Source organism: Actinophytocola gossypii (assembly GCF_025165815.1).
GTDB classification, from domain to species: domain Bacteria; phylum Actinomycetota; class Actinomycetes; order Mycobacteriales; family Pseudonocardiaceae; genus Actinophytocola; species Actinophytocola gossypii.
Genome location: NZ_JAFFZE010000017.1, coordinates 19969 through 41641, shown reverse-complemented (window position 1 = coordinate 41641; position 21673 = coordinate 19969). Strand labels below are relative to the sequence as shown.

The following is a 21673-nucleotide window of genomic DNA, read 5'->3' as shown; positions in this document are numbered from 1 at the left end:
ACAACCGGTCGAGCTTCCGAGGGACCGGCCAAGCCTAGCGACGGCGAGTGAGCTGGTAAACGCACCCATTAGCGGGTCGGTGGACCCTCGAATGCCCATGCATCTGCACATGCGCTGGTAGCGCGCTTGTGGCCACTACTCGACGGATCTGGCAAAGTCACCCGAACGGTCTAGTGTCAACCAGTTGCTGAACCTGTGGTAAACAGCTGGCCATTCCGGCCGGTCACCGAACCGACCGGCATACCGTTGATCAGGTGGGCATCGGGCAGCTTCTGCAGACCATCTCGGAATTGCTGCTTTCGGGTGAAGGCTCTCTCGTTCTGGGCATCGCGGCGGCCATCGGCATCCTGTCCCCGTTCGCCCAGCGCTACCTGGCCACCCGGAAGCGGGTGTACTTCCGCGTGCAGAGCGACTCCAAGATCGGCCTGGACGTCGACCTGCACGACGGCGACGACGGCGAGGAGCACGCCGACGGCCGGCTGATCGCCGTCGCCGAACTGGTCGGCCGGCTGAGCTTCGTGGTCATCCGGATCCGCAACACCGGCGGCGAGGTCGCCCTGCGCGATCTGGACGAACCGGTCGAGTTCACCTTCCGGGACCGGGTGATCTGGAACGCCCGCATCTCCGACCCCAGCGAGCGCACACACCGCGAGGACCTGGTCAAGCACCTCGAGTTCTTCTCCACCGCACCCGAGTCGGACCGGCCCGCCCCGCCCGCCGAGCTGCCCAAGGTCCGCCGCGCCATGCTCCCGAGGATGTTGGAGATCCTCCGCCCCACGCCGGTCAGCGACGCGCCCCCGCCGCCACCCCAGTCCGCGCCGCCGGAGTGGCACGGCGTCCGCCTCAAGCGCGACCTGACCCTGGCGCCGAAGGAGAAGTTCAAGCTGGTCGTGGTCCTGCGCGAGCCGGTGACCAACATGAAGGGCGCGCTCACCAAGGGCGTCGACGGACCGAGCGGACGCCGGATCAAGGACGAACGCACCGTGCGCCGCACCGCGTGGCCACTGGTCACCGCGGGCTTCGGCGTGCTGCTGGCCGGCGCGCTGGTCGCGATCAACCTGCTGATCCCGGACAACGCCGTGGCGACCGACCCGAACGTCGAGTGCGCGACCGGCGAGCTCACCATCGTCGGCTCCAGCGCGTTCACGCCGACCATGAGCGGCATCGCCGACCAGTACCGCGCGGCCTGTGACGAGGCCAGGATCACGGTGACCCCGACCGGGAGCATCAGCGGGGTGCGCCAGCTCAACTCGCTCGAACCGGCCGAGCGCGAGACGGTCGCCGCGCTGTCCGACGGCGTGGTCGGCGAGGCGACCAGCGAGCTGGAACGGCACCCCGTCGCGGTGATCGTCTACACCGTGGTGGTCAACGACTCGGTCAACGTCGAGGGCCTCACCCGCGCGCAGCTCCGCGACATCTACCAGGGCCGGTACCGCGACTGGAACGAGCTGCGGCCCGGCCCGTCACTGCCGATCCGGATCGTCGGGCGGGGTCAGGAGTCCGGCTCGCGGCGCACGTTCGAGCAGACCGTGCTCGGCGCGGCGGAGGGCGCGCTCACGTCGGACTCGTGCGAGCGGACGGACCGGATCCCGGACGCGCCGACGATCCGTTGCGAGCGCAGTACGGAGGCGCAGCTGCTCGACGAGATCGCGGTCACGCCGGGCGCGATCGGCTACGCGGACCTGCCGACCGCGCGCGAGGCGGAGGAGGCCGGGCGCGCGGTGACCGTGCTCCGGCTCGACGACCGCGAGCCCGGGGTGAGCGGCATCTCGGCTGGGTATCCACTGTGGACTGTCGAGTACCTGTACACCAAGCGCGACCCGACCGAGGGCTCACTGCTCGACGCGTACCTGGACTTCCTGCGCAGCAGCACGGCCCGGGCCGAACTGCGGACCAGCGGGTTCACCCCGTGCATCGGCAAGGACGGCCAACTCCACCTGCACTGCCACGACTGAACCCGGTGGAGCATCCCTGCGGGGAGCGCGTTCGTGGCATGTCACGTCAGCGGTGGAGGTTGCGGCCGGCGACGGCGGCGCAGGCGAGCGCGCCGGCGCCGAGGACCACGGCGAGGGCGAGTGGCCAGAACTCCTCGGTGCTCGCCGCGAGCAGCACGTTGAGCACGACCGCGGCGAGGTACAGCACGGACAGCGCCAGCCAACCCGCGGCCGGGTGCAGCACCACCCCACGCCCGCGCCGGTGCGGTCGGTGTCGCAACATCGATCGCACCTCCCCTTCGACGACCCCCGTCATCACGTTCGTTACCGAAGTGGTGTCGCGACACGCCGGAAACGAGTTACCGCCAAGGGATATCGATCCGATCACCCGATCAGAGAGCACCGTTTCGGGTGATGTAGACCACGTCCGGCTCGCCGCGTGGTACGGGCACCGGCAGCGTCTCGACCGGGCCGAACCGCTCGGCCAGCCGGGCCTCGAACGCCGGGCTGGCGGCGGCGCTCCAGACCGCGAGGACCCCGTCGGGCACCAGCGCGGCGGCCAGCAGGTCGAGCCCGGATTCCTGGTACAGCACCGCGTTCCCCTCGGTGACCGTCCAATCCGGACCGTTGTCGACGTCCAGGCAGAGCGCGGCGAACCGGCGCCCGGGCAGCCAGGTGAGCAGGTCGGCCTCGGCGCAGGCCACCCGCGGGTCGGCGAGGGCGTCACCGTGGACCTCGCGCAGGGGCCCTCGGTTCCAGTCGATCACCGCGCGCTCGCGCTCGACCACCACGACCTCGCCCACGCGCGGGTGGTCCAGTGCGGCGCGCAGGGAGAAGCCGACACCGAGCCCGCCGACCAGCAGGGTGCCGCCCACGGGCATCCGCGCGGCGGCCGCGTCGACCATCAGGCGCTCGGACTCGCCGTTGCGGGTGTCCATCAGGAACACGCCGTTCGCGATGATCTCGTGGTGCTCGCCGACGCGGCGCAACACCAGTTCACCGCACTCGCCGTTCACCCGGTCGAGCACGACCGGACTTTCTTCGCTCATCGCCGACCAGCCTATGGCGCTACGCTGAGCGAGCGGAGGTGGTTTTCATGCACGCGCAGGTCGGCGACCGGCTCCACGTCCACGGTCGCAACGTCGGCAACCCCGACCAGCTCGCGGAGATCGTCGAGGTCAGAGGCCAGGACGGCGCTCCGCCCTACGTGGTCCGCTTCCCCGACGGCCGGGAAACCCTGGTGTTCCCCGGCCCGGACGCGGTCGTCGAGAGAGGCTGACCCGGTCAGACCCGGGTCAGCTCGTCGATCAGCGCGTCGACGTCGAAGTGCGCCGACTCCTCGCCGAGCGGCACGGCCTCCTCGGTCGCGGCCAGGAAGCCCGAGACGCTCTCGTGGTCGAGTTCCAGCTTGGCGTAGCCCTCCGGCGACTCGATCTCCACGACCAGCATGTTCAGCCCGCGCTCCGACTCGGGCCGCAGCCGCACGTCGCCCATGCCGGCGGCGGCGGCGAGGCCCGCGACGAGCAGCTCGCGGGAGAACACCCACTCGACCCAGCGGTCGCGCTCGGTCTGGAACGCGGCGGTCACCGTGAACGGCTGGTCGGCACGGTAGGACCAGCGCGAACGAACCGGGGTGGCGCCGTCGTACAGCGCCACGAACTCGGCGTGAATGGCATCGGTAGTCATTTCCTGGCCCTCCTCCTTCGATCCGCTCCTCGCGGTTCGGTCGGAAGTGAGATGACCAGGGATTTCCCTCGTGACGTGAGCTGAACCGAGGTTCACGCGATCCGGTGTCACCGGCGCCACACCCGTAACGCCGGACCCGCGGGATCAGATGAGCCCGAGACCCCGTACGGCGTCGCGCTCCTCGGTCAGCTCGGCCACCGAGGCGTCGATCTTCTCCCGGGAGAAGTCGTCGATCTCCAGTCCCTGGACGATCTCCCACTTCCCGTCGGCGCAGCGCACCGGGAACGACGAGATCAGGCCCTCCGGGACGCCGTAGGAGCCGTCGGACACGACCGCCATCGAGGTCCAGTCGGTGCCGTTCACCCAGTCGTGGACGTGGTCGACGGCGGCGTTGGCGGCCGACGCGGCCGAGGACGCGCCCCTGGCCTCGATGATCGCCGCGCCGCGCTTGGCGACGGTCGGGATGAAGGTGTCGCGCAGCCAGGCGTCGTCGTTCACGGCGGCGGCCGCGCTCTGGCCGCCGACCTCGGCGTGGAAGAGGTCGGGGTACTGGGTGGCGGAGTGGTTGCCCCAGATCGTCATCTTGGCGATGTCGGTGACCGCGACGCCGAGCTTGGCGGCGAGCTGGGACAGCGCGCGGTTGTGGTCGAGCCTGGTCATGGCGGTGAACCGCTCGCCGGGCACGTCGGGGGCGTGGGCCTTGGCGATCAGGGCGTTGGTGTTCGCCGGGTTGCCCACGACGAGGACCCGGACGTCGTCGGCCGCGCCGGCGTTGATGGCCTCGCCCTGGGGCTTGAAGATGCCGCCGTTGGCCTCGAGCAGGTCGCCGCGCTCCATGCCCTTGGTGCGCGGGCGGGCGCCGACGAGCATGGCGACGTTCACGCCGTCGAAGGCGCGCTTGGCGTCGTCGGTGATGTCGATGCCGGCGAGCAGCGGGAAGGCGCAGTCGTCGAGTTCCATGGCGGTGCCCTCGGCGGCCTTGAGGGCCGGCGGGATCTCCAGCAGCGACAGGCGCACCGGCACGTCCGGGCCGAGCAGTTGCCCGGAGGCGATGCGGAACAGCAGCGCGTACCCGATCTGACCGGCGGCGCCGGTGACGGTGACCTTGACGGCAGGCTTGCTTGCCACGGAGATCCCTCCCAAAAGGAACAGCGGTGCTTCGGAGGCTAGCAACCAGGTGGCCCGAAGTGCTTGCGCGGGTGACTAGGGTCGCCGCCCTTCGGGTGGTCTCCGGCGCCGATGCCGAAATCCTGCGGTTTCGCGCGGAATCATGTGCGCGACATGGGAGACGGGATCAGAGGTACTGGGCGAGGAGCTGCGGCGGTTGCGGGAGGCGTGTGGGCTGACGCTGGCGCAGGTGGCGGACCGGGTCGGGGTGGGCCAGGGGCACCTGTCGAAGATGGGGACGGGGAAGCGGGCGCAGGGCGTGGAGGACGTGGCGTCGCTGGTCACGCTACGGGGTGCGGGGTGAGGAGCGCCACGAGTTGCTGGCGCTGGCGAGGAGGGCGGGCCAACCCGGCCTGTGGCAACGCCAGGGGACATACGAGTCCCGAATCGCCGCGGTGCGGATCCTCGAATCTCGGGCGACCGCGATCGTCGAGTACCAGCCGCTGCTGATCCCGGGACTGCTGCAGACCGTGCCGTACATGGAAGCTCTCTTCGCCGAGGTCGGGATGCTGGCGGACCGAAGGGCGATCGACGAGCGGGGGGTCGGCAGGGGTCCAGCGTCAGCGGGTGCTTCGGAAGTTCGGTGGGCCGAAGCTCATCGCGATCGTTGCCGAGCCGGTTCTGCGCTATCACGTGGGTGGGCGGGAGGTCATCCGCGATCAGCTGCGGTACCTGGCTGAGGTGGCCGAGCGCGTCAACGTGACGCTGCGGGTGGTGCCGTTCGCTGCCGGCGGCAATCCTGGGAGTGACCGCATGACCTCACCGGTCTGGCGTAAGAGCAGTTTCAGCGGTGGAATGGACGAAAACCGCGTCGAGTCTGCGTCGAACTCGCCCATCTTCCAGGCAAGCTCGCGGTGCGGGACTCCAAGAACCCCGATGGGCCGATGCTCGTCGTCGATCAGTTCTCGATGGTGAGGGCGACGGCCATCATGCAGACGCCGAAGCCGGTGTAGGTCAGCACGTCCACGGCTCGGCTGCGGATCGCGATCAGTCCCGCCTGCTCGTCCGACAGCAGCACCCGCAGGCCCGCCGCCAGGATCAGCGCGCCGCCCATCAACACGGTGCCCTCGCGCCAGTGGTACATGATGATCCGCACCAACCCGAGCGCGACGACCCCCATCACCAGGCCGAACGGCAGGTGCGCCAGCACCGGGTGGCGCCTGCGCTGCGGGGTCGTCATGCCAGGCTCCGCTCCGCCGCGCTCACCGTGTTCTCCAACAGCATCGCCACGGTCATCGGGCCCACTCCGCCGGGGATCGGGGCCAGGTACGCGGCCACATTTCGCACGTCCGGGTGAACATCGCCGACCAGGCCCTGGTCCGTTCGGGTGATGCCCACATCCAGCACGGCGGCGCCGGGCTTGACCATCTCGGGGGTGATCAGCGCCGGGTTGCCGGCCGCCGCTACCACGATGTCGGCTCGGCCGACCTCGGCGGCCAGGTCCTTCGTACCGGTGTGGCACAGGGTCACCGTGGCGTTCTCGCTACGACGCGTGAGCAGGAGGCCCAGGGGGCGACCCACCGTCACGCCTCGGCCGACGACCGTCGCGCGGGCGCCGGCGATCGGCACGTCGTAGCGGGTGAGCAGCTCGACGATGCCCCTCGGCGTGCACGGGAGCGGACCCGTCTCGCCGAGGACGAGCTTGCCGAGGTTCGTGGGGTGCAGGCCGTCGGAGTCCTTGGCCGGGTCGACTCGTTCCAGGGCGGCGCCTGCGTCGAGGTGACCGGGTAGCGGCAGCTGGATCAGGTAGCCGGTGCAGGCCGGGTCGGCGTTCAGCTCGTCGATCACGGCGTGCAGCTGGGCCTGGGTGGTGTCGGCGGGCAGGTCGCGGCGGATCGAGGTGATGCCGACCTTCTCGCACGCGCGGTGCTTGCCCCGGACGTAGGAGTGCGAACCCGGGTCGTCACCCACGAGGACCGTGCCGAGGCCGGGGACGACGCCCCGCTCGGCCAGCGCGCGCACGCGCAGCCGCAGGTCGTCGAAGATCTTCTCGCGGGTGGCCTTGCCGTCCAGGATCGTCGCGCTCACGCTGCCATTGAATCACCGGCGGACGGCGGCCACGGCCACCGCCACCATGGTGAGCGCGGCGCCGACGACGCTGGTCGTCGACAGGCCACCAGCCGTGGGCGCCACCAGGTCGAGCACCACGGCCCCGGCGAGCTGCCCGGCGACCGAGCCGAGGCCGAGCAGCAGCACCCCGGTGAAGCGCACCGCCACCACCGCCGTGAGCACCGTGACGATGCCGAGCACGCCGCCGATGTAGAGCCACCAGTCATCCGGCGGAGGCCGCGGCAGGCCGCGAACGGCCAGGTCGACGGCGGCGGCGAGGACCAGCACCACGGTGCCGACGCCGAAGTTGACCAGGGTCGGCACCACGACGTTCGCCGACTCGACCCGCACCAGCCCGTTCACGGCGAGCTGCCAGGCCAGGCCCACTCCGGCCACCGCGGGCAGCACCGCCCACCAGAGGCCGCTACCGCCGAGCGCGATCCGGTCGGACACCGCGACGACCACGGCGACCACCGCGATCCCGGCCCCGGCCGCTCTCGAGAGGGTGATCGGCCGGGCCTCCCCCGGGCCGACGCCCCGGCGGTCCACCACCAGCCCCGCCACCGTCTGCCCCGCGACGACGGCCACCGTGAACACCGCCACACCCAGGATCGAGACCGTGAGGCCCTGGGTGGTGACCAACCACGCACCGCAGGCGCCGCCAAGGCACTGCCAGACACGGAGCCGTCCACCACGTACGCTGTTTCGGAGCCGGAGCAGACCGGCGCGGGCTGACGGGGTCAAGGAGACGGCCACCGCCAGCAGCACGGCGCCGACGCCGAAGGAGATGAGAGCGGCGAAGACCCCGTCGTCCATGAGCTGTCCGAGTTGGCCGTTGACGCGGCCCTGAACAGCGAGTGCCACCCCGCCGAGCGCGGCGAGGGCGGCGCCCGCGACCCGTGCACGTGCGGGCGGATGGTGCGGTGAGGAGATCACGTGTCGACATCCTCGCCCACGGTTCTGCGAAGGTGGACAGCGGCTCAGGTGCGTACCGAGCCGCTGGCGGAGCGACAAGGGAAGATGTGAGCGTGGCACAACCGACCCAGCTAACCCCCACTGAGCAGGACGCCCTGGTCAAGCAGATCGGGCTGGCCATGCTGCGGGTCGCCCCCGACGACTGGGAGCGGCTGACCATCGACTACCGGGCGGTCGGCCGCTACTCGGAGGCGACCGGGCAGGTCGTCTTCTCCGACGGCGGCACCGAGCCGTGGACGATGCCCGCCGACCTGCAGGGCCTGTTCGCCCGCCTGCGCGGGGGCATGTACCGCGAGGGGCGCGGGACCTGGTTCAACGCCAGGTACCGGCTCGACCACCCGTCCAGCTACAACCTGGAGTACGACCGGGAGGAGCCGGCGTGGGACAACCCGCCCCCGCCGCAGGCCTACCCGGACGACATGCGGCTGTTCCCCCGTACGGAGGACAACGTGCCGGCGTGGCTGCGTCGGCGGCTCTCGTCGGCGCCCGCGCCGAGGTTCCGGGTGGCGCGGATCTTCGACGGTCCGCCGGGTGAGGACGGGCGGCCCTCGGTGAACCGGCCGCCGGTGGACCACGACGACCTGGGCGACGTGCTGCGGTACCTGGACTCGGCGCCGGTCGTCGGGCCGGCGCGCGGGTACGACATCGACCGGTTCGACCCGGACGGACGGCCGGCCGTGCCGGTGGCGTTCCACACCGACGGCACGTGGATCTGGCCGGCGGCGGTGAACTACTACTTGCGTGAGCACGACGTGGCACCGGAGCCGGAGCTGGTGGAGCACATCGTGCGCGGGCACTTCCAGGTGCCGATGGTGGACGACGCGACGCGCTCGGCGGCCGCGGCGTTCCTGGGGGCCGGGCCGGGACCTGGCGGGCCACGGGTGCAGCAGCCGCCGCCGGCACCGCCACCGCCGCCCGCGCCGACGCGGGCGCTGCCGGTTCCTGGCGGACCGGGTGGGCCTGGTGGGCCTGGTGGACCGCCGCCGGCGGCGTTGCCGTCGCAGGGTCCGCCCGGGCGGACCGTGGACGCGTTGCGGACGCGGCTGGACGAGCTGGGGATCCCGGGGACGGCGTACCGGATCGGTCCGCCGACCGGCCGGGCGTGGACGATGGACCAGACCGAGGACGGCTGGCGGGTCGGCTGGTTCGACCGCGAGTTCGTGGCGCCCGCGATGTTCGAGGACGTCGCGGACGCGTCGGCGTTCCTGCTGGGCAAGCTGCTGCTGGACGCCGACCGGTGGCAGTCCGCCGGCGCGCCGCCCCCGCCGCCCGCGATGCCCGGCCCGGTGCCGCCGCCGAGTGACGACCCGGGCGACTTCGCCCTGTCGAACGGGATGGCGCCGGGGTTCACACCGCCCGACCGCCGGGCGCCCGAGCCACCGCGCAGACCCGACTCTCCGCGCGGCTTCGACCGTCCCGAGCCGACGCCGGACCTGGCGGAGACGCAGCTCAGCCCGCCGGTCGACCGCGGTTTCGACCCGCCGACGATGATGGAGCGCCCGGACTCGCCGTTCGGCTCCGGTGCCAACCAGTTCGACCCCGCGTTCGACGGCGGCGGCCGGTTCGACCCCCACCAGGACGACTTCGACCGCCCGAACCGGGACGGCGGCTTCGAGCCCCCACTCCCCGACCGGCAGAACGGCGCGTACGACCCCACCCGGTCGGACCGCCCGGAACCGGGCTTCGACCCGTTCGGCGACCGCTCCGAACCTGGTTTCGACCCGCGCATGGAGCGTCCCGAACCGGGCTTCGACCCGCGCATGGAACGCCCGGAACCGGGATTCGACCCGCGCATGGAGCGTCCCGAACCGGGACTCGATCCACGCATGGAACGCCCCGATGCGGGACTCGACCCCCGCATGGAACGCCCGGAACCAGGGCTTGATCCACGTTCGGAACGCCCGGGGTTCGACCCACGCATGGACCGTCCAGAACCAGGACCCGACCAACGCTCGGAACGACCAGGATTCGACCCCCACATGGACCGTCCCGAACCAGGGTTCGACCCACGGTCGGAACGCCCAGGGCTCGACCCCCACATGGACCGTCCCGAACCAGGGTTCGACCCGCGGTCAGAACGCCCGGGATTCGACCCACGCATGGACCGTCCAGAACCAGGACCCGACCAACGCTCGGAACGACCAGGGCTCGACCCCCACATGGACCGTTCAGCTCCAGGGTTCGACCCGCGCATGGAACGTCCGGGATCGGGGTTCGACCCGCGCTCGGAACGCCCGGAACCGGGGCTCGACCCGCGCTCGGAACGCCCCGACCTGGGCTTCGACCCGCGGCCGGACTCCCCGTTCGGCGCACCGCACCGCGACCCGATGCGCCAGGACGCCCCGCGTGACCCCATGCACGCCGAGGCCACCCAGATCCAGCGTGACCCCATGCGCTCCGAGCCGACCCGGGTCGACCGGGAGCCGGTGGGTGCCGACGCCACGCGGGTGGACTCGCCGTTCGTCCCGTCCCGGCCGGAGTTCCACACCGACTCCCCGCCCCGGGGCGAGCGGCTGCCGGAGCCCGCGACCACGATCGCCCGGCCGGCTTCGGCAGCGGGTTCGGGCTCGGGTTCGGGCGGCGGCGCGGCGTCCGCCGGCGGCAACCAGGAGTGGCCGATCGGCCCGCTGCCCGGTGAGCCGCCGCTGACCCTGTTCCGCGGCAAGCGTCTGGTGGAGCTCGAACCGGGCATGGAGTTCGACCGCTTCGGCGACGACGACGGGAACCTGGTCTACGTGCTGAGCACTCCGTTCGCCGAGCGCTCGCTGCCGCCGGAGTGGATCGACCGGCCGTACCACGCGTACCGGGTCCGTCAGCCGGTGCAGGTGCTGACCGGCTCCGCGATCCCGTGGTTCGACCAGCCCGGCGGCGGCACCGCCTACCTGCTCCCCGAAGCCATCGGCGAGCTCGTCTCCGCCGGCCACATCGTCGAGCTCCCCGGCCGGGAGCGCCCGGCCTGATGCCGTGAGGGTGACCTTCGAGTCCCGAAGGTCACCCTCACGGCTCTATGCGGAGCCCGTGGGCGGCGGCGAACGCGACGGCGGTGTCCAGGTCGACCAGGGCGCCGGCGAGCTTGGCGTGGGTCAGGCCGGTGGCGTCGAGCTTGGCGCCACGCAGGTCGGCGCCGTCGAGCTTGGTCTCGTGCAGGCGGGCACCGCGCAGGTCGGTGCCGCGCAGGTCGGCGTCCCGCAGGTCGGCGCCGATGAGGTTGGTCTCGCGCAGGCGCAGGCCGGCGAGCGTGGTCTTCCGCAGGGCGGCCTCGGTGAGGCTGGCCAACGTCAGGTCGGTGTCGGCGATCTTCCACGGCCGGAACCGGCACTCCACGAACGTGGACCCGATCAGACTGCACGCCGCGAACTCGCTCTCGGTCAGCGTGGTGCGGCGGAACGTGCAGTTGCGGAACGCGGTCGAGCTGTGCTTCGACTCGCCGAGGTCGGTGCGGGTGAAGTCGCAGTCGGTGAACGTGCAGCCCTTGGTGACCATCCCGCGCAGGTCGGCCTCCACGAACGTGCACCGCTCGAAGTGCCGGTCGGTCCACACCATGCCGGGCAGCACGGCGTCCCGGTAGTCCTCGTCGCGTTCGGTCATGCGTCGCACCCTAGGCGCCACCAGGGACACAGTGCCCCACCGCGGCGGCACCGGCGGCGGTGAGGTCGGCGAGCGCCTGGAGGTGCTCAAGGACTACCCGACCGCCCCCGGCCGCACGGCGTCAGGGAACGATCACGACGGGCCGGCGAGCCTCGGTGACGAGGGTCTTCGGCACGCCGCCACCCCGGCCGACCACGATGCAGTCGGCCCGCCGGTCCTCGGCGACGGCCTCCAGCCCGTGCGCCGGATCCCCCCGGTAGTGCACCAGCTCCCAGCGGACGCCGACCGCGTCGAGGTAGCGCTCGGCGGACTCCCGCAGCTCCTGGACGAACTCCGACGCGGCCTCGGCCGCCGTGGCCATGCCGATCGGCGACCAGTAGGCGGGGCTGGTCAGCGGCTCGACGTAGACGAGCACCAGCCGGGCGCGCTCCCGCCGAGCGAGCCCGGTCGCCCAGGCGGCGGCGTTCTGCGCGCGCTCGCCGCCGTCGACACCGACCACGATGACGGCAAGCCCGTCCTTGCCGATCTCGAAACCGGGCATTCCAGGATCTTACGCCCGAAGGACGGCCCAGCAGGAAGGTTCCCGGTAGGCCGTCCTCGGTCGACCCGCGTCAGGCGTTGTCGTCCGACCAGCCCGAGCACTTGTCGATGCCGGGCCGGATGTCCACGCATGCCTTGTACTCGACGTAGGCACCCTCGGCGAACGACTTGTTGTACTTCGCGCTCTCGCCGCACCCGCCACTGAAGTTGTGCCGGTTCTCGGTGCCGTTGTTGACCGAGTAGACGAGGTACACGGGGTTGCCGTCGCACTTGGTGTCGTACAGCCGGAAGACCTCACCGTACGAGGTGAAGGTCGCCCTGGCGCCGGTTGTACTGGCGCTGCTGTCCGCGTGCGCGACCGGTGCGGTGAACATGGCACCGCCGGCGGCGAGCGCGAGCGACGCGCCGAGCGTGATCGCTGCCTTCTTGATCATTTCGTACCCACCCTCTTGAGTTTTTCGGTTTTTCGTCGGTCCCCAGAACCGACTCCACCAGGTTCTCCGCCGTGCTTTCACCGGGCTTTCGCGTCGACGAAAGTCGATCAGCGGAAGTCGCGGGACTTGGCGGCGATGCTCAGGTTCAGCGGCTCAAGGTGGTCGGCGAGCAGGCTCGTCACCCCTTCCGCGCGTTCCAGCAGGCCGCGGACCAGCAGCGCCGAGGAGTTCCGCGCGATCCGGCTGTAGCGCGACCACAGGCCGCGCGAGCAGACCACGTTCACCATCCCGGTCTCGTCCTCCAGGTTCAGGAACGTCACGCCGCCGGCGGTCGCCGGGCGCTGGCGGTGGGTCACCGCGCCGCCGACCAGGACCCGGGTGCCGCCGTCCACTTCGGACAACTTGACGATCGGGACGGCGCCGAGCTCGTCCAGGCGCTCGCGGACGAACTCGGTGGGGAACGTGTTCGGCGACAGGCCGGTCGCCCACACGTCGGCGACCGCCAGCTCCAGCGGGCTCATGCCGGGCAGCGCGGGCGCGCTCGCGCCGACCGTCGTGCCGGGCAGCCGGCCGGGGCGTTCGGCGGCGACCGCGCCGGCGGACCACAGCGCCGCGCGGCGCCCGATGCCGAAGCAGTCGAACGCGCCGGCCGTCGACAGGGCCTCCACCTGCGGCCTGGTCAGGGTGATTCGCCGGGTCAGGTCGACCATGTCCCGGTACGGGCCGTGCGTGTCGCGTTCGGCGACCAGGCGCTCGGCGAGGTCGTCGCCGAGGGTGCGGACCGAGCCGAGACCGAGGCGCACCGCTGGCCCCGACCCCTCGAGGGTGGCGTGCGGCAGGCTCGCGTTGATGTCCGGGCCGAGCACGGTGACCCCGTGCCGGCGAGCGTCGGCGACCAGCGACTGCGGCGAGTAGAAGCCCATCGGCTGGGCGCGCAGCAGTGCGGCGCAGAAGGCGGCCGGGTAGTAGAGCTTGAACCAGGCGCTGGCGAACACCAGGTAGGCGAAGCTCAGCGCGTGGCTCTCCGGGAAGCCGAAGTTGGCGAACGCCATCAGCTTCTCGTAGATCCGCTCGGCCAGTTCGGCGTCGATGCCGTGCGCGGCCGCGCCGTCGTAGAACCGCTCGCGCAGCCGCTCCATCCGGAAGGTGGACCGTTTTGCGCCCATCGCGCGGCGCAGCTCGTCGGCCTCGCCCGGGGTGAAGTCGGCGACGTCGACGGCCATCTGCATCAGCTGTTCCTGGAACAGCGGCACGCCGAGGGTCTTGGCCAGCGCCCGTTCCAGCAGCGGGTGGTCGTAGGTGACCGGCTCCTGCCCGTTGCGGCGGCGGATGTAGGGGTGCACCGAGCCGCCCTGGATCGGGCCGGGGCGGATCAGCGCGACCTCGACCACGAGGTCGTAGAACTCCTTCGGCCTCATCCGGGGCAGGGTGGCCAGCTGCGCCCGGCTCTCCACCTGGAACACCCCGATCGCGTCGGCGCGGGCGAGCATCTCGTAGACGCGCGGGTCACCGAGGTCGAGATCGTCGATGCGCACGTCGGTGCGGTGGTGCGCGGCGACGAGCTCGACCATGTACCGCAGCGCGGAGAGCATGCCGAGGCCGAGCAGGTCGAACTTGACCAGGCCGGCGGCGGCGCAGTCGTCCTTGTCCCACTGCAGGACCGTGCGGTTGTCCATCTTGGCCCGTTCGACCGGGCAGACCTCGCTGACCGGGCGGTCGCAGATGACCATGCCGCCGGAGTGGATGCCGAGGTGCCGGGGGAACTGCTCCAGCTGCCCGGCGAGTTCCAGCACCTGCACCGGCACGTCGTGGTCATTGTCGTCCACTGTGGACTTCAGCGGGCCCCAGCGGTCGATCTGCTTGCTCCACGCGTCCTGCTGGCCGGGCGAGTAGCCGAGCGCGCGGGCCATGTCGCGCACCGCGGACTTGGCACGGTAGGTGATGACGTTGGCGACCTGGGCGGCGTGCCGGCGGTCGTAGCGGTCGTAGACGTACTGGATGACCTCCTCACGGCGGTCGGACTCGATGTCGATGTCGATGTCGGGCGGGCCGTCGCGGGCGGGGGCGAGGAAGCGTTCGAACAGCAGCTCCCAGCGGACCGCGTCGACCTTGGTGATGCCCAGCGCGTAACAGACCGCGGAGTTGGCGGCCGAGCCGCGACCCTGGCAGTAGATCCCGTTGCGGCGGCAGAAGTCGACGATGTCGGCGACGATCAGGAAGTAGCCGGGGAAGTTGAGCTCCTCGATGACCTTCAGCTCGTGCGCGAGTTGGGCGTAGGCCTTCGGGTTCTGGTCCTCGGTGCCGTAGCGCAGGCGGGCGCCGGCGTAGGTCTGTTCGCGCAGGTAGCTGATCTCGGTGTGGCCGGGTCGTTCGAACAGCGGTAGCTCGGGCGCGACGAGCTTGAGGTCGAAGGCCAGTTCGAGGCCGAGCATGGCGGCCCGGTGCACCGCGCCCGGGTAGCGGGCGAAGCGGCGGCCCATCTCGGCGCCGGAGCGCAGGTAGGCGGTGGGAGCGGGCGGGAGCCACCCGTCCAGCTCGTCGAGCGACCGGCGGGCACGCACGGCGGCCACCGCGGCGGCCAGGTCGCCCCGGTTGGGCTGGGCGTAGTGCACGGCGTTGGAGGCGACGAGCGGGAGGTGGAGTTCGAGGGCCAGCTCGGCGAGCAGGTCGTTGTGCGCGGTGTCGAGCGGGAGGTTGTGGTCGATCAGCTCGACGAAGACGTGGTCGTGGCCGAAGAGGTCGACGAGCTTGTTGAGTTCCTCGAAGGCCGCCTGTGGTCCCTGGGTCAGTGCTGTTCGGACCGCGCCCTTGCGACACCCGGTCAGGACGACGCACTCGCCCCGGGTCTCCTCGGCGACCTCGGCGAGGTCGTACACCGGGCGGCCTTTCTCGCTGTGGTCGGCGAGCTGGCCGGAGGTGATGGCGCGGCAGAGGCGGCCGTACCCGGTGGTGCCGGTGGCGAGCAGGAGGAGGTGCTCGCCTTCCGGGTCGGCGACGCCGTTCTGGGGTTGGCTGAGCCCGAGGGAGAGTTCGGTGCCGAAGACCGTGCGCACGCCGAGCTCCCGGGCGGCCTCGGCGAAGCGGACGACGCCGTACATGCCGTCGTGGTCGGTGATGGCGAGCGCGTCGAGACCGAGCAGGGCGGCGGACTCGACGAGTTCCTCGGGGTGGCTGGCGCCGTCGAGGAAGCTGAAGTTGGAGTGGCAGTGGAGTTCGGCGTAGGGGACGCGGGTGTCGGCGCCGGCGAGGTCGGTGGGTTCGGGGGCGCCGCCGCCGGCGGGGGCGGTGTAGCGCTCGCGGCGTCTGGTCCATGCGGGGCTGTCGCCGCCGTCGCCGGGCGGGTCGGGTGGGCGGCCGGAGAGGATGCGTTCCAGTTCGGACCAGGTGACCGGGGGGTTGTTCCAGCCCATCAGGGGGTTCCGGTCGGCGGGCGGATGGCGGCGCAGATGGCGGCCTGGATCATGGCCCGGTGGGTGGTGATGGCGGAGCGGGGCCAGGAGCCCGGGGCTGGTTCCGGCCTGGCTGGGACCGCGGAAGGCGACGCGGGCGGGAGCGGAGGCGCGGAGGACGGCACAGGCGGCGGCGCGGATCGCGACGCGGGAGGACGCACGGGCGCGGGCGCGAACGGCGGCACGGGCAGCGACGCGGAAGGAGGCGCGGTAGAAGGTGCGGACGGTGGCACGGATCGCGGCGCTGCGGGTCGGGACGCGGAAGGGCGCGCGGACGGGGAGGACGGCACAGGTCGCGACGATGGCGCCGTTTCCGACACGGAAGGGGACGGCACGGACCGCGATGCGGAATGGTGCGCGGAGGACGGCGCGAGCGGCGGCACAGCTCGCGGCGGTGGCGCGGGTGGGTGCGGAGCGGGTGGTGGCGGGACGGACGGCCGCTCAGCTCGCGATGTGGGTCGCGGTGTGAGTGGTCGCGTGGGTCGCGGCGGTGGTGGCACGGGTCGCAACGCGGGCGGGCGCGCGGGTTGTGATGAGGCGGATCGCGGTGCGGGCGGGCGTGCGGGTGGTGGCGCTGCTCGCGGTGTGGGTGGCGCTGCTCGCGGCGGTGGCGCTGCTCGCGGTGTGGGTGGCGCGGAGCGCGGTGTGGGGAGGTGCGGGAACGGTACGTCGCTTTGTCCGTTGTGGACCGTCTCGGCGGGGGGATGGTTCATGGGCGCCTTCAGTGGGTGCGGGCGTTCTCCGGGGAACGGCGTGGGGCTGGGATCAGCAGGTCGAGGCCGAACAGGTCGGGGTTGACCGGTTGCCGCCGGTGGCTGGGGTAGCCGGCGACGCACACCGGGTCGGGGTGGCCGATGACGAACTGTCTGCAGCTTCCGTCCAGGGTTCGGCATTCGCGGCAGGATCGGGGGTCCCTTGGCATCAGTCGTACATCCCTTCTACTGTCCACTTTTCGCCGGTGAGGGTGAGGAGGAGCGCGGTTTGGCTGTCCTTTTCGGACTCGGCTACCACCAGTTGGAGGCGCGTGCGGTGAATGGGCTCGGTCCACCAGCGTTCGTCCGCGGGCCAGGGGGTGGACCAGGCGACCACCGGGCGTCGACGGCCGTTCCAGGACAGGTGCGCGGGGGGCGCGGTCAGCTCGGCGCGAGCGGTGACGGAGACGGGGCGCCCGCCTGGGTCGGTGAGGGTGGCGGGTAACGGAACCGGAGGAACCGTGGCGGGGGTTGGCGGGGGTACGCGACCTGGCCAGGGCGCGTTCGGGGTGGCGGCGGGGACGCGTTCGTCGCCCCAGGGGACGTGGTGGACCCGTTCGGCGGGGGTGCGGCCGCCGCCGAGGACGGGGGTGACCACGGATTCGGGGCCCAGCAGGCCCTGGACGTGGACCATCGCTCGGGCGGCGCGTTCGTCGGCCTCGGCTCGGCCTTCGCCGCGCCACAGGTCCAGTTGGAGGGTGGTGCCCTCGATGACCTCGACGGGGGTGAGGGTCAGCTTGGTGATGCCGGCGGAGAGCCTGGTGTCGCGGAGCCAGCCGTCGAGTTGCCAGCGCACCCGGTCGGCGATGCCGTTCGGGGTCAGGGGCTCGGCGCAGCGCCAGACGCGTTCGCGTTCCTCGCCGGCGGGGGTGGCGGCGTGGATGGCGAGGCGGGTGCAGGCCAGGCCGTGCCGGGCGAGGACGGTGTGCAGGCGTTCGGCCAGGTGGCGGGCGACGAACGCGGCGGCGTCGACCCGTTCGACCGGGGGGTCGAGGGGTTCGGTGACGGTCAGCTCGGGCGGTGGGGCGCGACGGGCGGGTGGGCGTTCCTCGCGGCCGGCGGCCAGTCGGTGCGCCTGGACGGCGTCGGCGCCGAAGCGGGCGGAGATGTCGCGTTCGGGGATCTCGGCGAACGCGCCCAGCGTGCGCAGGCCGAGGCGGCGGAGCAGGTCGACCAGTTCGGCGCGGTCCTGGGCCTCGGCGGGGCGGTGCAGCTCGCGGATGCTCAGCGGGGCGAGGAACTCCGGGGTCGCGCCGGGGGCGATGACCAGGCCGCGCCGGGCGGCGAGGACGGCGGCGAACAGGCCGTCGGCCACGCCGACCTGGCACTCCGCGCCGGTGCGGGTGGCGACCTGGTCGATGATGCGCTCGGCGGCGACCTCCTCACCGCCGAAGTAACCGGCCGGACCACGCGCCGGCACGGCGACGATGCCGGGCCGGACGATCTCGACGCCGACCGCGAGTTCCTCCACCGCGGCGGCGACGGGTTCGAACAGCCGGGCGTCGCGGTCGGGGTCGTCGGGGAGGACGGTGAGTTCGGGACAACGGCCCTGCGCCTCACGCCGCCGCATCCCGCGGCGGACGCCCTCGAACCTGGCCAACGCGTTCGCCGCGACGACGAGGGTGCCGGTGACCACTGCGACAGGCCGCTGTGGGAGTGCCGCGGCCGCCGCGCTCGCGGCGGTCACCGGCCAGTCCGGACACCACACGACGAGCATGCGATGCGGTGCCCGGTTGCTGTTCATGTTTCGAACTTACGTTCGATCAGGGAGGGTGTCAAACGCCTTCACCGGAGAGGCGCGGAGCCCTTGCGACAGCACCCGCACACGCCCCGACACGACCCACGAACGCCGAACTCGCGCACCGGGAACGCACGACGTGGACACTCGCGCGACGCGACGTGGGACTCGCACGTGTACGGGCTCGCGAACTCCGCGAGCCCCACACTGCCGTCCGACGAGAGACGCGCTGCCGTCCGGTGATTCCGATGTTCCGGTTCGGCGGGTTCGGCGTTGCGAGCGGGGGACTCGCGGGTTGGGAACGGGCGCCGTGCGGGGGATCACGCGGGGACTCGCGGCGCGGACTCGGTGGAGGTGGGGCGCCGGGACGGGAGCGACGGCACCGGCACGGCCGGGAAGTTGCAGAGCGACGTGGACCGGGCGGGTGGCGGCGCCTCGACCCTGGGATCGGATCGTGGTCTCGCGGTGGGTGAGGTGGCCGTGACCTTCGCCCAGGCCGGACCAGTGGGTGGTGGTGCGGTACAGGTCCACGTCGGTGGTGGGCCAGGGGTCGGTGGTCAGGAGGACGGCACCTCTGTGGCGGGCACGGGCCGACAGGCGACGCGCCTGCGCATCCGTCAGGCGGCCGCGGGCGGTGACCACCAGGTCCATGCCGTCCAGGAGCGCCGCCACCACCCTGGGATGTTCGGCGCCGGGATTACGCACCAGGGCCACCCGGTCGACCGCCACCCCCAGCTCCGCCGCGGCGACCATGCCCACGTCGGGCAGGCCGACCACGGCGGCCCAGGAGTCACCCGCGGTGGCCTCGGCCAGCAGAGCCAGCAGCAACGACGTGGAGCCGCGCACGGACACCGTGCTCCCCCGGCGCAGACCGCCCCACGGGAACAGAGCCGCCAGGTCGGGATGCACGGGTAGCATCCGCACCCGACCGGACGGCGCCGTCGTCAGGTCGCTGGCCACCCCGACCGCACCGGAAGTGGCCAGCGACGCACCCAACGCCGGCATCCGCATACCTGCCTCCCCTACGACTCCGCACGCGCCGCGGGGAAGGCAGCACACAACTCGAACGCCTGTTCGATACTAGCACGGGCCCGCTGGATTCACGACCTCGGACCCCGATCGGCTTCCACCACCGTGTCGAGGTGTCGCTCAAGGGCGTCGATACGAGCGCGCCAGTGCGCGCGGTACGGCTCCAGCCAGGCGTCGACCTCGGCCAGCGGGGCCGGACGCAGCCGGTAGACGCGGCGCTGGGCATCCTGCCGGACCTCGACCAGGCCGGCGTCACGCAGGAGCTTGAGGTGCTTGGACACCGTGGGCTGAGCGAGCGGCAGGTGGTCGACGAACTCGCCGGCACTGCGCTCGCCGGCGCACAGGAGGTCGAGGATCCGCCTGCGGTTCGGCTCCGCCAGCAGGTCGAACACCGACGGGCTACCCGACCGCATCCAGTCCACCCAGGTACGTGACCAGTCGGTCGAGACCGGTGTCCCAGCCGGTGGCCACCGCGGTCGCGGTCTCGGGCCCGTCGACGATGTTGGTGAACGTGAGCAGGCAGCCGTCGCCGTCCTCGGCGAGTTCGAAGCGCAGGACCTCGGCGTCCCAGGTGTACTCGAGCAGCACGGGCGGGTCGTGGGCGGTGACCCGGCCTCGACCCGTCGGCAGGTCGCCGACCACGAACGCCAGGTCGGCACCGGGTGCGAAGTCCAGCCGAGAGCGCTCGTAGTCGAGGATGTCGACGAACCAGGCGCGCAGGTGTTCACGCTCGGTCAGCGCACGCCACACCAGCTCGCGCGGGTGGGCGAGCCGGCGCGTGAACCGCAGCGCGACCCGGCCGTCCGGTAGCGACTCCATCGTCTCCAGCATCCCGCATCTCCAATCAGCAATATTTCCCGGCGTGAATATACACTGCGGCCAGTTGTCATGGACGCACAGTTTTCCGCCGTGGTTTTGTCACCAGACTGAGAATCAGTCGGTTTGTTCCATCCAGATGTCACAGATCGCGTCATCGGACCGATACGTACGGTGCCACCCCTCAACGACGCGCGGTGGCGGCGAGGAGACTGCGTATGACGGTCGAGTACCGGGTCGATGGAGGCGTCTTACCCCGGAGGCTCGCCGACGTCCTCCGGCCGGAGCTGGCGAGCCTCGCCACCGAGATCGTCGACGAGATCCGGGCCAAGATCCCCGCCTACGCGCGCCCGCTGGACGGCCCGTACGGCAAGTCCATCCGCGCCGGCGTGCAGCACGCCCTCAACCTGTTCATCGAGCAGATCGCCAACCCGGACACCTCCGCGCAGAAGTGCTACGAGGTGCACCACAAGCTGGGCCAGAACGAGATGCGCGAGGGCCGTTCCCTCGACGACCTCCAGGCCGCCTACCGGGTCGGCGCCCGCGTCTCCTGGCGCAGGATGATGCGAGTCGGCAAGCGGAACGGGCTTTCCTCGTCCGTCATGTCGCAGCTGGCCGACGCGGTGTTCGCGTACATGGACAAGCTCGCCTCGGTCGCCCTCGACGGGTACCTGGAGGCCAAGGCCACCTCGGCCGGCGCGTTGGAGACCTGGCGCCGCCGCCTGCTCGGGATGATCCTGCAGACCCCGCCAGCCCCGACCGTCGCGATCGCGGAGCTGGCGCAGCTGATCGGGTGGACCGTGCCGGAGCACGCCTCCCCGATCGCGGTGCAGACCCTCCCCGGCACCGGGCACAACCAGCGCAAACCCACCCTCGACGGCGACGTGCTGGCCGACCTGGACGGGATCGAGCCGCGCCTGCTGGTACCCGGCGTGGTCACCGAGGCCCGGCTCGCCCGCATCCGCGCCGCGCTGCCCGCCTGCCGGCTGTCCGTCGGCCCGTGCGTGCGGCTCGACGCGGTGGCGCACGCGCTGCGCTGGGCACGCAAGGCGCTGTCGCTCGCGCAGCACGGGGTGATCGCCGACCGGCAGGTCGTCCGGTGCGAGCAGCACCTGTCGACGGTGCTGGTGCACTCCGACGACCGGCTGCTGGAAACGTTGCGGGACCGGCTGATGGCGCCGCTGCGCGGGCTGACGGTCAAGCAGCGGGAACGCACGCTGGAGACGCTGCGCGCGTGGCTCGACACCCGGGGCAGCGTGCAGGACATGGCCGGGCAGCTCGGGGTGCACCCGCAGACGGTGCGGTACCGAATGCGACAGCTGGACCTGTCGTTCGGCGACCTGCTGCACGACCCGGACCAGCGGTTCGAACTCGAACTGGTGCTGCGGGCGGCCCCACCCGGCCGCCCACTGCCCCGCACACCGACCGCCGACGTGGTGCTGCCAACGCCGAGGGAACGCCGGTAAGACCCGCCGGAACGTACGACTCGCGCGACGGGAACGTACGACTCGCGGAG

The 21673-nt window shown here is 71.9% G+C and carries 20 protein-coding genes and 2 pseudogenes; 7 read left to right on the top strand and 15 right to left on the bottom strand.

The window, feature by feature from the left end; translation table 11 throughout:
- Positions 1–254: 254 nt before the first annotated feature.
- Positions 255–1955 (top strand): PstS family phosphate ABC transporter substrate-binding protein, encoded by a 1701-nt coding sequence (locus tag JT362_RS23740; RefSeq protein ID WP_260193885.1) that lies wholly within the window; start codon positions 255–257, stop codon positions 1953–1955.
- A 46-nt stretch (positions 1956–2001) separates the two neighbouring features.
- On the opposite strand, the gene JT362_RS23735 is transcribed toward JT362_RS23740, so the two are convergent.
- Together JT362_RS23735 and JT362_RS23730 are read right to left on the bottom strand one after the other, a co-directional pair.
- Positions 2002–2217: a hypothetical protein gene (locus JT362_RS23735; RefSeq protein WP_260193884.1), complete on the bottom strand. Its 216-nt coding sequence runs from the start codon at positions 2215–2217 to the stop codon at positions 2002–2004.
- Positions 2218–2326: 109 nt separating this feature from the next.
- Complete coding sequence (locus JT362_RS23730; RefSeq protein WP_260193883.1) at positions 2327–2983, bottom strand: spermine/spermidine synthase domain-containing protein; 657 nt, start codon at positions 2981–2983, stop codon at positions 2327–2329.
- A gap of 47 nt (positions 2984–3030) precedes the next feature.
- Between JT362_RS23730 and JT362_RS23725 the strand changes: the two genes are divergently transcribed.
- The gene (locus JT362_RS23725) at positions 3031–3213 is read left to right on the top strand and encodes a DUF1918 domain-containing protein (RefSeq protein WP_260193882.1); all 183 of its coding nucleotides are present in this window, start codon (positions 3031–3033) and stop codon (positions 3211–3213) included.
- Positions 3214–3218: 5 nt separating this feature from the next.
- On the opposite strand, the gene JT362_RS23720 is transcribed toward JT362_RS23725, so the two are convergent.
- A complete protein-coding gene (locus tag JT362_RS23720) occupies positions 3219–3620 on the bottom strand; it encodes an SsgA family sporulation/cell division regulator (protein WP_260193881.1) in 402 nt (133 codons plus the stop codon).
- A 144-nt stretch (positions 3621–3764) separates the two neighbouring features.
- Positions 3765–4748, bottom strand: a complete 984-nt coding sequence (locus JT362_RS23715; RefSeq protein ID WP_260193880.1) for a malate dehydrogenase — start codon at positions 4746–4748, stop codon at positions 3765–3767.
- Positions 4749–4890: 142 nt separating this feature from the next.
- Here JT362_RS23715 and JT362_RS23710 point away from each other — a divergent pair, with 142 nt between their 5' ends.
- The 3 genes and pseudogenes from JT362_RS23710 to JT362_RS23705 form a co-directional block, all read left to right on the top strand.
- Entirely contained in the window at positions 4891–5091 is a 201-nt protein-coding gene (locus JT362_RS23710) for a helix-turn-helix domain-containing protein (RefSeq protein ID WP_260193879.1), read from the top strand.
- Positions 5081–5281, top strand: a pseudogene (locus tag JT362_RS35660) (Scr1 family TA system antitoxin-like transcriptional regulator); the annotation flags it as partial. The gene JT362_RS23710 and the pseudogene JT362_RS35660, both read left to right, overlap by 11 nt.
- A gap of 70 nt (positions 5282–5351) precedes the next feature.
- Positions 5352–5525, top strand: a pseudogene (locus tag JT362_RS23705) (Scr1 family TA system antitoxin-like transcriptional regulator); the annotation flags it as partial.
- Positions 5526–5685: 160 nt separating this feature from the next.
- Here the strand turns inward: JT362_RS23705 and JT362_RS23700 are convergent.
- Genes JT362_RS23700 through JT362_RS23690 form a run of 3 tightly spaced genes read right to left on the bottom strand, consistent with a single transcriptional unit; the run spans position 5686 to position 7772 of the window.
- The gene (locus JT362_RS23700; RefSeq protein ID WP_260193878.1) at positions 5686–5967 is read right to left on the bottom strand and encodes a DUF3017 domain-containing protein; all 282 of its coding nucleotides are present in this window, start codon (positions 5965–5967) and stop codon (positions 5686–5688) included.
- Positions 5964–6815 (bottom strand): bifunctional methylenetetrahydrofolate dehydrogenase/methenyltetrahydrofolate cyclohydrolase, encoded by an 852-nt coding sequence (locus tag JT362_RS23695; RefSeq protein WP_260193877.1) that lies wholly within the window; start codon positions 6813–6815, stop codon positions 5964–5966. The genes JT362_RS23700 and JT362_RS23695 overlap by 4 nt, the downstream gene beginning before the upstream one ends.
- 12 nt (positions 6816–6827) lie before the next feature.
- Complete coding sequence (locus JT362_RS23690; RefSeq protein WP_260193876.1) at positions 6828–7772, bottom strand: DMT family transporter; 945 nt, start codon at positions 7770–7772, stop codon at positions 6828–6830.
- A gap of 92 nt (positions 7773–7864) precedes the next feature.
- Here JT362_RS23690 and JT362_RS23685 point away from each other — a divergent pair, with 92 nt between their 5' ends.
- A complete protein-coding gene (locus JT362_RS23685; RefSeq protein ID WP_260193875.1) occupies positions 7865–10771 on the top strand; it encodes a glycohydrolase toxin TNT-related protein in 2907 nt (968 codons plus the stop codon).
- A gap of 37 nt (positions 10772–10808) precedes the next feature.
- Here JT362_RS23685 and JT362_RS23680 read toward each other — a convergent pair whose 3' ends face one another.
- The 8 genes from JT362_RS23680 to JT362_RS23645 all read right to left on the bottom strand — a co-directional run bounded on the left by JT362_RS23680 (position 10809) and on the right by JT362_RS23645 (position 20172).
- Positions 10809–11399 (bottom strand): pentapeptide repeat-containing protein, encoded by a 591-nt coding sequence (locus JT362_RS23680; protein WP_260193874.1) that lies wholly within the window; start codon positions 11397–11399, stop codon positions 10809–10811.
- A gap of 121 nt (positions 11400–11520) precedes the next feature.
- Complete coding sequence (locus JT362_RS23675; RefSeq protein ID WP_260193873.1) at positions 11521–11940, bottom strand: universal stress protein; 420 nt, start codon at positions 11938–11940, stop codon at positions 11521–11523.
- A 70-nt stretch (positions 11941–12010) separates the two neighbouring features.
- The gene (locus JT362_RS23670) at positions 12011–12373 is read right to left on the bottom strand and encodes a hypothetical protein (protein WP_260193871.1); all 363 of its coding nucleotides are present in this window, start codon (positions 12371–12373) and stop codon (positions 12011–12013) included.
- Between the two features lie 107 nt (positions 12374–12480).
- On the bottom strand, positions 12481–15783 hold the full coding sequence (locus tag JT362_RS23665) for an error-prone DNA polymerase (protein WP_260193869.1): 3303 nt from the start codon (positions 15781–15783) through the stop codon (positions 12481–12483).
- A 960-nt stretch (positions 15784–16743) separates the two neighbouring features.
- Positions 16744–18318, bottom strand: coding sequence for a DNA polymerase Y family protein (locus JT362_RS23660; protein WP_260193868.1), 1575 nt, complete (start codon positions 18316–18318; stop codon positions 16744–16746).
- A 9-nt stretch (positions 18319–18327) separates the two neighbouring features.
- Positions 18328–19323 (bottom strand): DnaE2-dependent mutagenesis accessory factor ImuA', encoded by a 996-nt coding sequence (gene imuA' / locus JT362_RS35455; protein WP_311202744.1) that lies wholly within the window; start codon positions 19321–19323, stop codon positions 18328–18330.
- 89 nt (positions 19324–19412) lie between these two features.
- Entirely contained in the window at positions 19413–19754 is a 342-nt protein-coding gene (locus JT362_RS23650; protein ID WP_260193867.1) for an ArsR/SmtB family transcription factor, read from the bottom strand.
- A complete protein-coding gene (locus JT362_RS23645) occupies positions 19741–20172 on the bottom strand; it encodes an SRPBCC domain-containing protein (RefSeq protein ID WP_260193866.1) in 432 nt (143 codons plus the stop codon). Before JT362_RS23645 ends, JT362_RS23650 begins: the two co-directional genes overlap by 14 nt.
- Positions 20173–20375: 203 nt before the next feature.
- Here JT362_RS23645 and JT362_RS23640 point away from each other — a divergent pair, with 203 nt between their 5' ends.
- A complete protein-coding gene (locus JT362_RS23640) occupies positions 20376–21623 on the top strand; it encodes a PucR family transcriptional regulator (RefSeq protein WP_260193865.1) in 1248 nt (415 codons plus the stop codon).
- Positions 21624–21673 lie beyond the last annotated feature (50 nt).